The 13,791-nt window shown below is 73.1% G+C and carries 12 protein-coding genes; 3 read left to right on the forward strand and 9 right to left on the reverse strand.

What is annotated here, in order from left to right; all coding sequences use genetic code 11:
* Positions 1 to 99 precede the first annotated feature (99 nt).
* The 8 genes from ACZ5CW_RS13050 to ACZ5CW_RS13085 all read right to left on the reverse strand — a co-directional run bounded on the left by ACZ5CW_RS13050 (position 100) and on the right by ACZ5CW_RS13085 (position 9,567).
* Positions 100 to 1,440, reverse strand: a complete 1,341-nt coding sequence (locus ACZ5CW_RS13050; protein WP_468600491.1) for an ABC transporter ATP-binding protein — start codon at positions 1,438 to 1,440, stop codon at positions 100 to 102.
* A 229-nt stretch (positions 1,441 to 1,669) separates the two neighbouring features.
* Positions 1,670 to 2,356, reverse strand: a complete 687-nt coding sequence (locus tag ACZ5CW_RS13055) for a class F sortase (RefSeq protein ID WP_468600493.1) — start codon at positions 2,354 to 2,356, stop codon at positions 1,670 to 1,672.
* Entirely contained in the window at positions 2,343 to 3,026 is a 684-nt protein-coding gene (locus tag ACZ5CW_RS13060; protein WP_468600495.1) for a hypothetical protein, read from the reverse strand. Before ACZ5CW_RS13060 ends, ACZ5CW_RS13055 begins: the two co-directional genes overlap by 14 nt.
* A 102-nt stretch (positions 3,027 to 3,128) precedes the next feature.
* The gene (locus tag ACZ5CW_RS13065) at positions 3,129 to 4,364 is read right to left on the reverse strand and encodes an MFS transporter (protein ID WP_468600497.1); all 1,236 of its coding nucleotides are present in this window, start codon (positions 4,362 to 4,364) and stop codon (positions 3,129 to 3,131) included.
* A gap of 23 nt (positions 4,365 to 4,387) precedes the next feature.
* Complete coding sequence (locus ACZ5CW_RS13070; RefSeq protein WP_468600499.1) at positions 4,388 to 5,824, reverse strand: CitMHS family transporter; 1,437 nt, start codon at positions 5,822 to 5,824, stop codon at positions 4,388 to 4,390.
* Between the two features lie 124 nt (positions 5,825 to 5,948).
* On the reverse strand, positions 5,949 to 8,180 hold the full coding sequence (locus ACZ5CW_RS13075; RefSeq protein ID WP_468600501.1) for a molybdopterin oxidoreductase family protein: 2,232 nt from the start codon (positions 8,178 to 8,180) through the stop codon (positions 5,949 to 5,951).
* 153 nt (positions 8,181 to 8,333) lie between these two features.
* Positions 8,334 to 8,951 carry a TetR/AcrR family transcriptional regulator gene (locus tag ACZ5CW_RS13080; protein WP_468600503.1) on the reverse strand — a complete coding sequence of 206 codons (618 nt, stop codon included), beginning with the start codon at positions 8,949 to 8,951 and terminating at the stop codon, positions 8,334 to 8,336.
* 64 nt (positions 8,952 to 9,015) lie between these two features.
* Positions 9,016 to 9,567, reverse strand: a complete 552-nt coding sequence (locus ACZ5CW_RS13085) for a hypothetical protein (RefSeq protein WP_468600505.1) — start codon at positions 9,565 to 9,567, stop codon at positions 9,016 to 9,018.
* 152 nt (positions 9,568 to 9,719) lie between these two features.
* Between ACZ5CW_RS13085 and hmgA the strand changes: the two genes are divergently transcribed.
* Genes hmgA through ACZ5CW_RS13100 form a run of 3 tightly spaced genes read left to right on the forward strand, consistent with a single transcriptional unit; the run spans position 9,720 to position 13,008 of the window.
* A complete protein-coding gene (hmgA, locus tag ACZ5CW_RS13090; RefSeq protein WP_468600507.1) occupies positions 9,720 to 11,033 on the forward strand; it encodes a homogentisate 1,2-dioxygenase in 1,314 nt (437 codons plus the stop codon).
* A 45-nt stretch (positions 11,034 to 11,078) separates the two neighbouring features.
* Positions 11,079 to 11,828 carry a GntR family transcriptional regulator gene (locus tag ACZ5CW_RS13095; protein ID WP_468600509.1) on the forward strand — a complete coding sequence of 250 codons (750 nt, stop codon included), beginning with the start codon at positions 11,079 to 11,081 and terminating at the stop codon, positions 11,826 to 11,828.
* A gap of 25 nt (positions 11,829 to 11,853) precedes the next feature.
* Positions 11,854 to 13,008 (forward strand): type ISP restriction/modification enzyme, encoded by a 1,155-nt coding sequence (locus ACZ5CW_RS13100; RefSeq protein WP_468600511.1) that lies wholly within the window; start codon positions 11,854 to 11,856, stop codon positions 13,006 to 13,008.
* A 45-nt stretch (positions 13,009 to 13,053) separates the two neighbouring features.
* Here the strand turns inward: ACZ5CW_RS13100 and ACZ5CW_RS13105 are convergent, their stop codons facing one another.
* Positions 13,054 to 13,764, reverse strand: a complete 711-nt coding sequence (locus ACZ5CW_RS13105) for a TetR/AcrR family transcriptional regulator (RefSeq protein ID WP_468600513.1) — start codon at positions 13,762 to 13,764, stop codon at positions 13,054 to 13,056.
* Positions 13,765 to 13,791 lie beyond the last annotated feature (27 nt).

Below are 13,791 nucleotides of genomic sequence, written 5' to 3' on the forward strand. Positions count from 1 at the left end.
TTTCCTCCCGGCGGGGCTGCGTCATCCGGCACACAAACTAGCGGTGTTAGTTTTCGGGCGCCAGGTGTTCCAGGACATCATCGCCGCACCGGCGGACGCTCACTCGTCCAGGTCGGGCAACCGGTCGGGGGACGGGCAGATGCGGTCGCCGTGCCGGTCGAAGACGAAGAGGTGGGCGAGGTCGACGAGGAGCGGGACCTGCATGCCGTGGCGCAGCCGGATGTCCGGCGTGGTGCGCACGACCAGGTCACCGGGGAGCCGGCCCTCCGGGGGCACGGGTTCGGGTTCGGCGTCGGCGGGACGGTCGAGCACCACCACGGGGCCGGCGCGCAGGGAACCCGCCCGCTCCCGCAGCCGGTCCAGCGCCGTCGGGCCTTCCCGGCGGCGCCGGCGGGTGGCGCGGGCGGCCGGGCGCGGGGCCTCCAGCTCGGGTACGAGGGCGGGCCTGGAGCCGGTGTCGAAGTGGACGAGGACCTCGTGCCCCTGGAACTCCACGTGCTCCACCAGCCCGGTGAGCGGCACCTCGCCGGGCCGGGCGGAGCTGTGCCCGGCGATGCGCACGGCCTCCGAGCGCAGCCCGACGATGACCTCACGCCCCTGCTGCACCCGGAGCAACTGGTGGTCCAGGCACAGCGGTTCGGGCAGTCGCAGGGCCTGCTTGCCGAGGCTGACGGTCATGGCGCCGTCCAGCGGGGCGCGGACCAGGCCGCACAGCAGGTTGATGCGCGGGGTGCCGATGAAGGCGGCGACGAAGACGTTGCGGGGCAGGGCGTAGACCTGGCGCGGGGTGCCGATCTGCTGGAGGACCCCGCCGCGCAGCACGGCCACCCGGTCGCCGAGGGACATCGCCTCGGCCTGGTCGTGGGTGACGTGGACCGTGGTGACCCCCAGTTCGCGGGTCAGCCGGGACATCTCGGCGCGGAGGCGGTTGCGCAGCTTGGCGTCGAGGTTGGACAGCGGCTCGTCCATCAGGAACGCGGAGGGGTGGCGGGCGATGGCCCGGCCCATCGCCACCCGCTGCCGTTCGCCGCCGGAGAGCTGGCCAGGAAAGCGGTCGAGCAGGTCCTCGATGCCCAGCATGCGGGCGGTGGCGGTGACCCGCGGGCCCGGGTCGGCGCCGGGCGCCTCGATGCGCAGCGGGAAGCCGATGTTGTCGCGGCTGGTCATGGTCGGGTAGAGGGCGAAGTTCTGGAAGACCATGGCGATGTCCCGCTCGGAGGGCTGCCAGTCGTTGGCGTACGCGCCGTCGAGCAGCAGCTCGCCCTCGTCGATCTCCTCCAGACCGGCGATCATCCGCAGCACGGTGGACTTCCCGCAGCCGGAGGGCCCGAGCAGGACCAGGAACTCGCCGGGCGCGATGTCCAGCGAGAGCCGGTCCACCACACGCGGGCCGCGGGCGTAGGACTTGCTCACGTCGTGCAGAGAGATGGCGCGTGTCATGACTGCTGCCCCCGGGGGCTGTCCGGAGCGCCGCTGCTCCGTGGTCCGAAGACCCCGTGCGGCTCGTACGGGGCCTGTGGGTCACGGAAGTTAACGGAATGCGGTCGGCCGGGGAAGACATGGCACGGCGGGGGACGTGCCGGCGCAGGCGGCGGAGAAAGCGGACGACGAGGTTCGGGCCGGCGGGCGCCGGGGACGGTGGTGCGGGGACGGCGCCCGCACCGGCCGGTCACTTCGTCGCGGTCAGGTGGGCGAAGACCACCACGTTGCTGGTGTAGCCCGTCCGCCGGCTGAAGAGGCCACCGCAGGTGATCACGCGCAGCTCCGGGCGCCGGGTCGGACCGTAGACCTCGCTGTCCGGGAAGCCGGTCTTGTCGAAGACCTTCACCCGGTCCACGGTGTAGACGGCGGTGCGCCCGTCCACCCGCCCGACCTCGATGCGCTTGCCGCGCTCGACCTGGGCGAGCGCGGCGAACACGGCACTGCCGGTCGAGGTGTCGCGGTGTCCGACGGCGACCGCGGTGCCGGGCTCGCCCGGAGTCGGGCCGCCCTCGTACCAGCCGACCAGCTTCGGCTGGTCGACGGGCGGGGTCTCCAGCTGCCGGTCGCGGTCGAGCCGGAGCCCCGTGATCGGGGCGTCGACCCCCAGCGAGGGGATGCGGAAGGACGTGGGCCGGGACCGGGACAGCGGGCGGGGCGGGGGCCCCTCCGCGTCCGGACCGCGCCCGTCCGCACGGGCGGAGTGCGAACCGGCGGCCGCCGCCGGGCCGTCCGGCCGGCCGGGCGCAGTCGGCGTGCCGTGTCCGCCGCACCGCGTCCCCACCGTCACCAGGACGACCGCGAGCAGGGCCGTCCTGGCGAGGCGGTAGGCGCGGGTCCGGTGCCAGGGCCTGCGTCTGCGCCTACGCGGCACCATGGGGCCGCCGGCGGATCAGCCGGACGTACACGGCGGCGCAGACCGCGACCAGGCCCACCGCCGCCGCGGCGGTGACCGGCGAGTAGGCGGCGGCCGTGTCGACGAGACCGCCGCCGCCCGCGTGCACGCCGCCCTTCGGGGGTTCGTGGTCGCCGCCCTGGCCCCAGGCCCCGTTCTCCTGCTGGTGGTCCTCGATCTGTCCGCCCGGACCCTGTGCCCCGTCGTGCTGGCCGTCGTGGCAGTTGACGCGGAACACCTTCTCCTTCACGGCCGGGGGTGCCCCCACGGTCCAGGTGATCTTGTACTGGCCGTCCGCCAGCCCCAGCGGGTCGGTGTGTCCCGCACCGCCGGCGAGCAGGATGGTGCCGGTCACGGTGGCGGCGGTGGGCAGCGGGGGCTGCGGCGTGATGGTGTACGCGATGGCGTCCAGGGTGTCGAAGTTGACGGCCTCGAGCCAGAACTTGCAGACCACCGGGTCGTCCTTCGCCGATCCGCCGAGCGACGTCACGGTGGGCACGCGCGCGTTGTGGATCCTGATATCGCCGTTCTCCCCCACGGCCACGGCGTTCGGCGCCGCCACCCATGACGCGCCGGCCGCGGCGAGGGCGGTGAGGACGACTGCGGCGCCCGCGCGGGAGCCGACGGCACGTGGGAGTGTCTGGGTGGGCATGCGCGCTCCTCCGAGTTCAGACGATTTTCATACAAATCGCTCTTTCGCCTGGACTCTGCGTCATGGGCCACGCGGCCCCCGGTATCGACGCCCGGCGCGTCGTCAGATATCGCTCGTGCGGCGCAATCCCGGACGCTTCGGCAGCTCCCCCGCCACCCGGCCGGCCCCCTCCCGGGGGCTCGGCGACCGCAGCGCGACGCCCGAGGACACCAGCAGCAGGGCGCCCAGCATCACGAACGGCGCGGCCACGCCCGCCAGGCCCGCGACCAGGCCGGCGGCGGCCGGGGCGGCGACCTGGCCGAGCCGGTTGCCGGTCAGGCGCAGCGCGAGCGCGGTCGAACGGGCGTCCGCCGGGGCGGCCTGGACGACCGTCGTCATCGACAGCGGCTGCCCGACGCCGAGGCAGAAACCGAGGGCGGTGAGCATCAGGCCCAGCACCCACACCGGCACCGGCAGCGCGACGCCGGCGCACAGCACGGCCGCCAGGAGGCAGGTCACGGTGAGCAGCGCCGGCCGGCCCAGCAGCCGGAGCAGCGGGGTGAGGACGAGCCGGCAGGCGATGGTGGCACCGGCGCGCAGGCTGAGCAGGACACCGACCACCGAGGGCGCGATGCCCCGGTGCTCGCCGACCACCGGGAGATAGGCGGTGAGGATGTCGGTGGCGGACAGCACGGACAGGCTGATGAGCATGCCCGCGGGGACGCCCCGGGCACGCAGGATCCCGCCGACCGGCACCCGCTCGCCCCGCGGCGGGCGGGAGCGGACGGCCCCGCGGTCCTCGATGCGCCACAGCGAGGTGACGGCGACCGCCGCGCCCGCGCCCGCGACGACGAGGGCGAGCGCGCTGCTGCCGGCCATGTCGGGGCCGCCGATCAGGGCACCCGCCGCGATCGGGCCGACGAGCTGGCCGAGGGAGGCACCGATGGTGAAGTGCCCGAAGTTGCGGTCCTGTTCGTGCGGGGCGGACCGGCGGGCCACCAGGGACTGGGCGCCGATCACGAAGCAGAGATGGCCGAGTCCCATCACTCCGCTCCACAGGGCCATCGCCCCGAGGGAGTTCACGACGCCGCTGAGGGCGCAGCCGCCGGAGATGAGGACGACGCCCACGGGGAGCAGCGGCGCGCAGCGGCCGTGATCGGTGCGGCGGCCGAGCGGTACGGCGGCGAAGAGCGGGAGCAGCGCGTACACACCGGCGATGACGCCGACCGCCCGCTCGTCGGCGCCCAGCGCGAGCGCCCGGTAGGAGACCGCGGGCCGGGCCATCGACACCGCCCCCTGCGCGAAGCCGAAGGCGATGACGAGGCGGAGCAGCCAGCCGCGGTTTCCACCGGGCGCCATGAGGAACGTCCTTACCGAGGTGGTCAGATGATGCCGAACAGGATTCCCGCGCCGAGGACCACCAGTGAGGTGAGCGCGGCCCACTTCACCACGAACCTCGTGTGGTCCCCGAACTCGACCTTGGCCATGCCGACCAGGACGTACACGGCCGGGACGAGCGGGCTGGACATGTGCAGCGGCTGGCCGACGATCGAGGCGCGGGCGATCTCCAGCGAGGAGACCCCGTGCGCCTGGCCCGCCTCGGCGAGCACCGGCAGGATGCCGAAGTAGAAGCCGTCGTTGGACATGAAGTACGTGAGCGGGATGCTCAGCACGCCCGTGACGAAGGCCATGTGCGGGCCCATGCCGTCGGGGATGTTGTCGACCAGCCAGGAGGCCATGTGGTCGACCATGCCGGTGCCCTGGAGGACGCCGGTGAAGACGGCGGCGGCGAAGACCATGCCGGAGACGTTGAGGACGTTCTCCGCGTGCGCGGCGATGCGGGCCTTCTGGTCGGGCATGTGCGGGAAGTTGACGGTCAGGGCGAGCGCGGCGCCGAGCAGGAACAGCACCGGGATCGGCAGCCACTCCATGATCATGGCGGTGAGCAGGACGACCGTGAGCAGCGCGTTGAACCAGTACAGCTGGGGGCGCAGGGTGGGGCGGTTCGGGTCGAGCCCCTGGAATCCCCCGTCCTCGGGCCGGTCGGGCAGACCCGCGTCGGTGCCGGAGCCACCGGTGCCGTTCGCGGCCTCGCCGGTGCCGGTGCCGGTGCCACCGCCGTGCCGCACGCCCGTACCGGAGCCGGCGCCGGCGCCGAGCAGCACCGTCTCGGTCTCCTCCACCAGCGCCTGGTCCAGCGTGAGCACGCCGAGCCGCTTGCGCTCGCGGCGGCCGAGGACGTAGGCGAGGGCGAGGACGAACACCAGGCCCATGGCCAGCGCCGGGATCATCGGCACGAAGATGTCGCTCGCGTCGACCTTGAGCGCGGTGGCGGCACGGGCGGTCGGGCCGCCCCACGGCAGGGTGTTCATCACGCCGTTGGCCATGGCGGCCACGCCGGTCATCACGACCAGGGACATCTTCAGGCGCTTGTAGAGCGGGTACATCGCCGAGACCGTGATCATGAAGGTGGTCGAGCCGTCGCCGTCGAGGGAGACGATCGCGGCGAGGACCGCGGTGCCGACGACGATGCGCAGCGGGTCGGCCTTGCAGAACCTCAGGATGCCCCGCACGATCGGGTCGAAGAGGCCGACGTCGATCATCACACCGAAGTAGACGATCGCGAACATGAGCATCGCCGCGGTGGGGGCGAGGCCGGTGACGCCGTCGATGACGTAGTCGCCGAGCTTGGCACCCTTGCCGACGAACACGCAGAACAGCGCGGGAATCAGCACGAGCGCCGCGATCGGCGACATCTTCTTCAGCATGATCAGGACCAGGAAGGTCGCGATCATGGCGAAGCCGAGGATGGTCAGCATGAGTGGATACCTAACGTTCGCCCTTGAACATCCCACCTGGGTGTCGGCGGTGCGTTGACGTTAGGTCCCGTCGTCCGGCGTTAACAAGATGTTGACGTGCGAGCAATAAGCGCAAAATTCCAGGTCACAGGCTTGCGGTGAGCTGGACCGGTACGCCGTTGAGGACCGCGTTGCCCGACAGGGGGTCGAGCAGGCTGCCGTCGAGGAGCTGGTTGACGTTGACGCCGGGGGCGGTGGAGGCGTGCCCCAGCCGGGTCCCGGGGCGGTCGTGGCCCCAGCCGTGCGGCAGGCTCACCACCCCCGGCCGGACGCCGTCGGTGACCTCGGCGGGGGCCACGACCTCTCCCCCGGCGCCCTTGACGCGCACGTCCTCCCCGTCGCGCACGCCGAGCCGGTCGGCGTCCTCGGGGTGGATGTGCAGGGTGCAGCGATTGCTGCCTCCGGTGAGGGCGGGCACGTTGTGCATCCAGCTGTTGTTGGAGCGCAGATGGCGGCGGCCGACGAGGACGAGGCCCTCGGGGCGCTCGTGCAGGGCCTGCCGGAGGCGGGGCAGATCGCCGGCGATGGGCTCCGGCAGCAGCTCGACGTTGCCGCTGCGGGTCCTGAGCGGCTGCGGCAGGCGCGAGCGCAGCGGGCCGAGGTCGACGCCGTGCGGGTGGGCGAGCAGTTCGGCCAGGGTCAGCCCGCCGGGCCGTGCGCCGAAGCCGTCGCCGTACGGACCGAGCCGCAGCATCATGTCGAGCCGCCGCTCGGGGCCGTTGTCGCCGGTGAGCTGTGCGGCGAGGGCGCGCGGGTCACGGCCGTGCACCGGTGAGTGCTCGTCCCGCACGGCCTTGTCGAGGGTCTGGTCGATGACCATGGCGTCGACGGCGGCCGGGTCGGTGCCGTGCATGCCGCTCGCCGCCAGGACCAGCCGGGCGAGGATCTCGCTCTCGGCCATGCGGCCGGGCTCCAGCGGGACCGGGGGCCGGGTGTAGCGGACCTGGTTGCGCACGGCGAGGGTGTTGAAGGCGAAGTCGTGGTGCGGGCTCTGGGAGGGCGGGGGCGGCGGCAGGACGACGTGGGCGTGGCGCGAGGTCTCGTTCAGGTACGGGTCGACGCTGACCATGAAGTCCAGGGAGCCCAGGGCCTTGTCGAGGCGGTCGCCGTCCGGCGCGGAGAGCACCGGGTTGGCGGCGACGACGATCAGCGCGCGCACCGGCTCGCCCTCGTCGGTCGCGGTGTCGATCTCCTCGGCGAGCGCGGACAGGGGCAGTTCGCCCTTGGCCTCGGGGAGGTGCCGTACCCGGGAGTGCCAGCGGCCGAGGGCGAAGCCGCGTCCGGGGCCCGCCGGGCGGGGCGCCCTGCCGGTGGCGGCCTGCGGGAAGAGGGCGCCGCCTGGCCGGTCGAGGTTGCCGGTGAGGATGTTGAGGACGTCGACCAGCCAGCTCGCCAGGGTGCCGTGCGGGACGGTGCAGCTGCCGATGCGGGCGTAGACGGCGGCGGTGGGCGCGGCGGCGAGTTCGCGGGCCAGGGTGCGGATGACCGCCGCGTCCAGGTCGCAGGCCGCGGCCACCGCCTCGGGGGTGAAGTCCTCCAGGGCGTCGCGGAGTTCCCCGACCCCCTGGACGTGCGGGGCGAGGTCCCCGAGGTCGACCAGGTCCTCCTCGAACAGGACGGTCGCCATCGCGGCCAGCAGCAGGGCGTCGGTGCCGGGGCGGATCGCCAGGTGCCGGTCGGCGAGCTTGGCGGTGCGGGTGCGGCGCGGGTCCACGACGGTGAGCCGGCCGCCGCGGGCCTTGAGCGCCCTGAGCTTGCCGGGGAAGTCGGGGGCGGTGCACAGACTCCCGTTGGACTCCATCGGGTTGGCGCCGATGAGGAGCAGGTGGTCGGTGTGGTCCAGGTCCGGCACCGGTATCGCGTGGGCGTCGCCGAAGAGCAGCCCGCTGGAGACGTGCTTGGGCATCTGGTCGACCGTGGAGGCGGTGAACAGGCTGCGGGTGCGCAGGGCACCGAGCAGGACCGGCGGGTAGAGGGCGCCGGCCACGGTGTGCACGTTGGGGTTGCCGAGGACCACGCCGACGGCGTTCGGGCCGTGCCGCTCCAGGACCGGGCGCAGGCCGGCGGCGACGGCGTCGAAGGCCTCCTCCCAGGTGGCCTCGCGCAGGGTGCCGTTCTCCCGGACGAGCGGGGTGCGCAGCCGGTCGGGGTCGCCGTCCACGGCGCCGAAGGAGGCGCCCTTGGGACAGATGAAGCCCTTGCTGAAGACGTCCTCGCGGTCACCGCGGGCGCCGGTGACGCGGGTGCCCTCGATGGTGAGGGTCAGCCCGCAGGTGGCCTCGCACAGGGGGCAGATTCGCAGGGCGGTGCGGGACACGGGTCCTCCTGGAGGATCGGCGGGGGCCGAGCGGGCGCGGACGGGCACGACGAACTCAGGGGGGGAGCATACCGACCGGTATGCATGGAGGGGAGGGTCCGCGGCGAAATGAGCGGGGAGCGAGGAGGAGCCCGGGATTCGGTCGAGCGCGGTTCAGTCGAGCACGCGCCCGAGGTACGCCCGCAGCAGCGCCCGCGTCTCGTCGATGATCGCCTCGTCGCCCTGCGGGTCCAGCCGGAAGGCCAGCTGGACCAGGCTGTCGGCACTCTCCACGGCGACCAGGAAGACCCGGCGCAGTTCCTCGTCGGGGGTGCGGCCGAGATAGCCGGAGAGCAGCTTGGTGAGCCGGTCGGAAACCCGGGTGTTCGGCTCGGCCCGGCGCGCTCCGACCGGGATCTGGTTGCCGAAGTCGACCAGGGAGAAGCCGGGCGCGGTGCGTTTCATGGCCAGGTACTCGTCCAGGACGGCGTCCATCGCGGCCCGCCAGTCACCCTGGCGGGCCTCCTTCAGCCGCTCGGTGACGCGTTCGGTGTACCACTCGAGGTTGCGCTGGGCGAGGGCGTCCGCCATCTGCCGTTTGTTGCCGAAGAACCGGTAGACCGAGCCGATGGGTACGCCGGCGCGCAGCGCGACCGCGCGGGTGCTCAGGGCGTCGTAGCCGACCTCGTCGAGGAGTTCGGCGCACGCGTCGAGGATTCTGGTCAGCCGTTCGGCGCTGCGCCGCTGGACGGGCGCGCGGCGGAGGGATGTCGCGTGGGGCACGGGCTTCATGATGCCTCTCCGCCGGGGTCCGGTGAACCTCGCCCGACAGTACGGAGAAGAGTGGCCGTTGCACTCACTCGCCGGCGAAAGGAGTCTCGGTCCCGGTAGGGGGCTGCGCCGCCCCCGCCTCCGCGTCCGACACCGTGATGTCGGCGGTGCTCTGCACGGGCTCGCCGCGCACGGCCCACACGGTGCCGTCGTCCGCGTACAGGCGCGCGGTGACATGGTGGGTGCCGCGCGCGACGAGGCGGTCGGGCAGGTGGTACTCGGGCAGGCGCAGCCGGGCCACCCGGCGGCCGTCGACGAAGAGGTGGGCGAGCCCGCGCCCGGTGACCGCCGTCGGCTCAGCGCCGGGCGCGGAGCAGCGGAAGTTGCGGAAGGACAGCCGGACGTCCCAGCCGCCGGCGTCCGGGGTCACCTCGACGCCGACCTCCGGGGCGTTCTTCCCGGCGACCTCGCGCAGATGGCGGCCGGTGTCGTCGGTGTCGTCCAGCACCTCGCCCACCGGAGAGGGCGAGAGCGCACTCCCGCGCTCGTGCGCCTCGCCGGTCCCGCAGCCCGCCACTGCGCACGGCAGCAGGACGCAGGCCGCGAGCGCGACCAGAGATCTGCGCGTCCACGACATGATCCGGAGCCTAAGCCAGCGTTCCGGCACCCCGGATCCCCCTCAAGTCTGGTTCTCCTCGTTCCCCAGGTGGAGTACGTGGGGCCCTCTTGCGCACCGCCGCACGCATTCCTACGGTGTTACATAGGAATCAGGATCGCAAGGGAGCGAGCATGAGCGCGGACGCGCGGAAGACCGCCGAGGGACTGTCGTATCTGACCGGGTTCGGCAACGAACACGCCTCGGAGGCGGTGCCCGGCGCCCTGCCCGAGGGCCGCAACTCGCCGCAGCGAGCGCCGCTCGGCCTGTACGCGGAGCAGCTGAGCGGTACGGCGTTCACCGAGCCGCGGGCGCACAACCGCCGCTCGTGGCTGTACCGCGTCCGCCCGTCGGCCGCGCACCCGGCGTTCACCCGCACCGGCAACGGCGCGATCCGTACGGCGCCCTTCACCGAGACGGTGCCCGACCCCAACCGGCTGCGCTGGAACCCGCTGCCCGAACCGCCGGCCGGCACGGACTTCCTGGCGGGCCTGTGGACCCTGGGCGGCAACGGCGACGTGACGCAGCGCACCGGCATGGCCGTCCACCTGTACCACGCCGACGCCTCGATGGAGCGGGTCTTCTCGGACGCCGACGGCGAGCTGCTGATCGTGCCGGAGCACGGCGGGCTGCTGCTGCACACCGAGTTCGGCCGGCTCCACGTGGAGCCCTCCCACGTCGCGCTGATTCCGCGTGGGGTGCGCTTCCGTGTGGAGCTGCTGGACGAGTCCGCTCGGGGCTATGTGTGCGAGAACTACGGGGCGCCCTTCCAGCTGCCCGACCTCGGGCCCATCGGTGCCAACGGGCTCGCCAACGCCCGGGACTTCCGGGCGCCGGTCGCCGCGTACGAAGAGGTCGAGGGCCCGGTGGAGGTCGTGAACAAGTTCTGCGGCAACCTCTGGACGGCGACCTACGACCACTCCCCCCTCGACGTGGTCGCCTGGCACGGCAACCATGTGCCGTACGTCTATGACCTGCGTCGCTTCAATGTGATCGGCACCATCTCCTACGACCACCCGGATCCGTCCGTCTTCACGGTCCTGACCTCCCCGTCGGACACCCCGGGCCTGGCCGGTGTCGACTTCGTGGTGTTCGCGCCGCGCTGGCTGGTGGGCGAGGACACCTTCCGGCCGCCGTACTTCCACCGGAACGTGATGAGCGAGTACATGGGCCTCGTCGAGGGCGCCTACGACGCGAAGGCGGAGGGCTTCGTGCCGGGCGGCGGCTCACTGCACAACATGATGTCGGCACACGGCCCGGACCGGGAGACCTTCGACCGGGCCAGCGCGGCCGAGCTGAAGCCGCACAAGGTCGACGACGGGCTGGCGTTCATGTTCGAGACCCGCTGGCCGGTGACGCTCACTCCGCACGCGGCCGGTGCGGACCACCTCCAGCAGCGCTACGACGACGTGTGGCAGGGGCTGGAGCGTCACTTCCGGGCGAATTGACGGCTCCGTTGCACTGAACGGGTCCCGACAGGTACGGATAGCCGTGTGACCTCCTTCGCTCCCGATTCGATCGTCCTGAACCGCAAGCTGCCGCTCTGGTATCAGGTGTCGCAGTCGCTGCGTGCCTCGATACTCGGCCGCTCACCCCAGGACCCGCTGCGCCTGCCCACCGAGGAGCGCCTGGCGGAGCACTACGGCGTCAGCGTGCTGACCATGCGGCAGGCGCTGAAGGAACTGGAGGACGAGGGGCTGATCAGCCGGCACCGGCGGCGCGGCACGTTCATCGAGCCCGGGGTCCGGCGCGGGGCTCCCGTGCGGCTGCTGGGCTCGGTGGACGCGATCGTGGCCCAGCAGTCCGGCATGCGGACCGAACTGCTGGACCACGGCCGGGCGCCGGTGCCGGCCGGGATCGCCGAGTTCTTCCCGGACCTCGCGGAGGTGGCCACGTACCACCGGCTGCGCAGCGACGAGAAGACGGGCGAGCCGACCAACCACGCCGTCAACCACATCCGTCCCGAACTCGCCGCGCGGATCGACGTGGAGGACCTGGTCCGCTGGCCGATGACGAAGGTGCTGCGGGACGTCGTCAAGGCGGACATCAGCCGCATCACGGACACCGTGGAGGCCCGGCTCGCGGACCCGGAGACCGCCCGGCTGCTCCAGGTCCCGCTGCTCAGCCCGATCCTGCACTACACGGGCGTGACGTACGACGCCGAGGGCCAGGTGCTGGATGTTGCGGTCATCCACTACCGGGGCGACCGCTTCTCGTTCACCGTCACCCTGGACGCGACCTGATCCCGGGTGCCGCCCAGGCCGTACGATGCCCTGCGTGACGCACGACGACGCTCCGCCGCTGGCGGACCTCATGCCGTGGTCCGTCGCACCGCTGCGGCCGGGCCGCGCCTGGCCGACGGCACCCGACCCGGCCTCCCTGAAGGCCCGCTGGGACGCCCTGCTGAAGGCCGAAGGGCCCGACCGGGAGACCCTGTTCGAGCCGACCCGCGCCCGCACGCTCACCTCGGCCGTGGGCCAGCTGCCCGGCCGGTCCGCCGGCACGCGGCGGCTCGCGCGCGCCGAGGGGCCCTGCGCGGAGCCGGTACGGGTCCTCGCGGCCCCCTTCGACGAGCAGTGGCTCATCCCGGACCACCGGTTGATCGACACGGCCCGCCCGGAGCTGTGGCGGGTGGCGGACGCGCACCAGGTGTTCACGGTGGAGACGGGCGACGACGACGCTCCGCTGCTGGCGACATCGCTCCTGCCCACGCTGCGCGCCGGCCGGATCCGCCCGCTTCACCGCCGCCCCGGCGGCCGGGAGCCGAACCTGGCTCCCGGCCTGCTGGATCACCTGTCCGCCCGCCTGGGCGACCGGGTCGCGGCGCCGGACGCGCTGGCCTGGATCCTGGCGACGGTCCGCCCGGACCTCACCGTCCCGCTCACCGACGACCCGTCGCTGTGGTCCTCCGGCGTGGAGTCGGGCCGCCGGATGCTCTGGCTGATGCGCCGCGACGGCGAGCGCCCCAAGCTGCCGGGCGGCCGCCGCCCCTACGTCCGCGCACCCCTGCCGAGCCGGCCCGGGACGCTCCACTACGACCGCGCCGAGGAGGCCCTCCACCTCGACGAGGGCCGCATCTCCCCCGTCCCGCCGGAGGCCTGGGACCACGAGGTGGCCGGAGTCCGGGTCCTGGAGGCCTGGTTCGCGGTCCGCACCGCTGCGGCCGAGCCGGGCACCCTGGCGGCGATCCGCCCGGCCACCTGGCCGCAGGCCTGGACGTCGGAGCTGCTGGAGCTGATCACGATCCTGTCCCTGCTGGCGGAACTGCGGCCCCTGCGGACGGGCTTGCGGGTGACGTCGTCGGTCACGGCGAGCGATCTGCGGGAGGCGGGCGTCCTTCCGGTACCCGGGCCGTGCCGCCGTCCCGCCTCGGTCCTGGACCACCACGAGGAGGGTCCGGACGGTCAGTTCGCGCTGCTCTGACGGCGGCCCAGGGCTGCGCGCGCCGGTCGTCCGGGACACGGCACGCTAGCGCGGCGCGAACCCGTCGAGCACCCGCTCCAGCGCCCGCTCGAACACCGCCTCCAGATCGATCGGCCCCGCGTCCTCCATGAACGCCGCGGCCATCCTCGGATACGCGCCGGAGGCGATCTGGCCGCCCAGATAGGCGATGCGCACCGCGTTCTCCTCGTCCTGCGACCACGGCAGGGCCCGTACCCGCTCCGCGGTGTCGAGTTCGTTGCGGACGTAGGTGGTCACCATGCCGTTCAGCATCGCGATCAGCTCCAGCTTGGTCCCGTACGGCGCTTCCAGCGGGTCCAGGCAGGCCAGGCAGTGCTCCAGATAGCGCAGGGCGTGCGGGCTGAAGCCGTACACCGGGGACATCAGGCGCGGCATCCAGGGGTGCCTGCGCAGCAGCGCGCGCGTCTCCCGGGCGACCCGGAGCATGTCGGCCCGCCAGTGGCCGCTCGGCTCCCACGGGACGTGCTCCGCGCTGACCGCGTCCACCATCAGCTCGTACAGGTCCTCCTTGCGGGGGACGTAGTTGTACAGCGACATGGTGCCGCAGCCCAGCTCGGCCGCGACGTGCCGCATGGACACGGCGTCGAGCCCCTGCGCGTCGGCGATCCGGACGGCGGCGGCCGCGATGTCGTCGCGCGTGTACGCCGGCTTCGGCCCCCGGCCGGTGCGCTCGGGGCGCGCCCAGATCACCTCGGGTACGGCCCCTCGGACTGCCATCGGTCATCACCTCGGTCACCATCGTAG

Source organism: Streptomyces sp. NPDC031379, assembly GCF_055569615.1.

Coding starts and splice junctions, on each gene's coding strand:
- ACZ5CW_RS13050 (WP_468600491.1), bottom strand. CDS start 1,440: ATGACACGCGCCATCTCTCTGCACGACGTGAGCAAGTCCTACGCCCGC.
- ACZ5CW_RS13055 (WP_468600493.1), bottom strand. CDS start 2,356: ATGGTGCCGCGTAGGCGCAGACGCAGGCCCTGGCACCGGACCCGCGCC.
- ACZ5CW_RS13060 (WP_468600495.1), bottom strand. CDS start 3,026: ATGCCCACCCAGACACTCCCACGTGCCGTCGGCTCCCGCGCGGGCGCC.
- ACZ5CW_RS13065 (WP_468600497.1), bottom strand. CDS start 4,364: ATGGCGCCCGGTGGAAACCGCGGCTGGCTGCTCCGCCTCGTCATCGCC.
- ACZ5CW_RS13070 (WP_468600499.1), bottom strand. CDS start 5,824: ATGCTGACCATCCTCGGCTTCGCCATGATCGCGACCTTCCTGGTCCTG.
- ACZ5CW_RS13080 (WP_468600503.1), bottom strand. CDS start 8,951: ATGAAGCCCGTGCCCCACGCGACATCCCTCCGCCGCGCGCCCGTCCAG.
- ACZ5CW_RS13085 (WP_468600505.1), bottom strand. CDS start 9,567: ATGTCGTGGACGCGCAGATCTCTGGTCGCGCTCGCGGCCTGCGTCCTG.
- hmgA (WP_468600507.1), top strand. CDS start 9,720: ATGAGCGCGGACGCGCGGAAGACCGCCGAGGGACTGTCGTATCTGACC.
- ACZ5CW_RS13100 (WP_468600511.1), top strand. CDS start 11,854: ATGCCCTGCGTGACGCACGACGACGCTCCGCCGCTGGCGGACCTCATG.
- ACZ5CW_RS13105 (WP_468600513.1), bottom strand. CDS start 13,764: ATGGCAGTCCGAGGGGCCGTACCCGAGGTGATCTGGGCGCGCCCCGAG.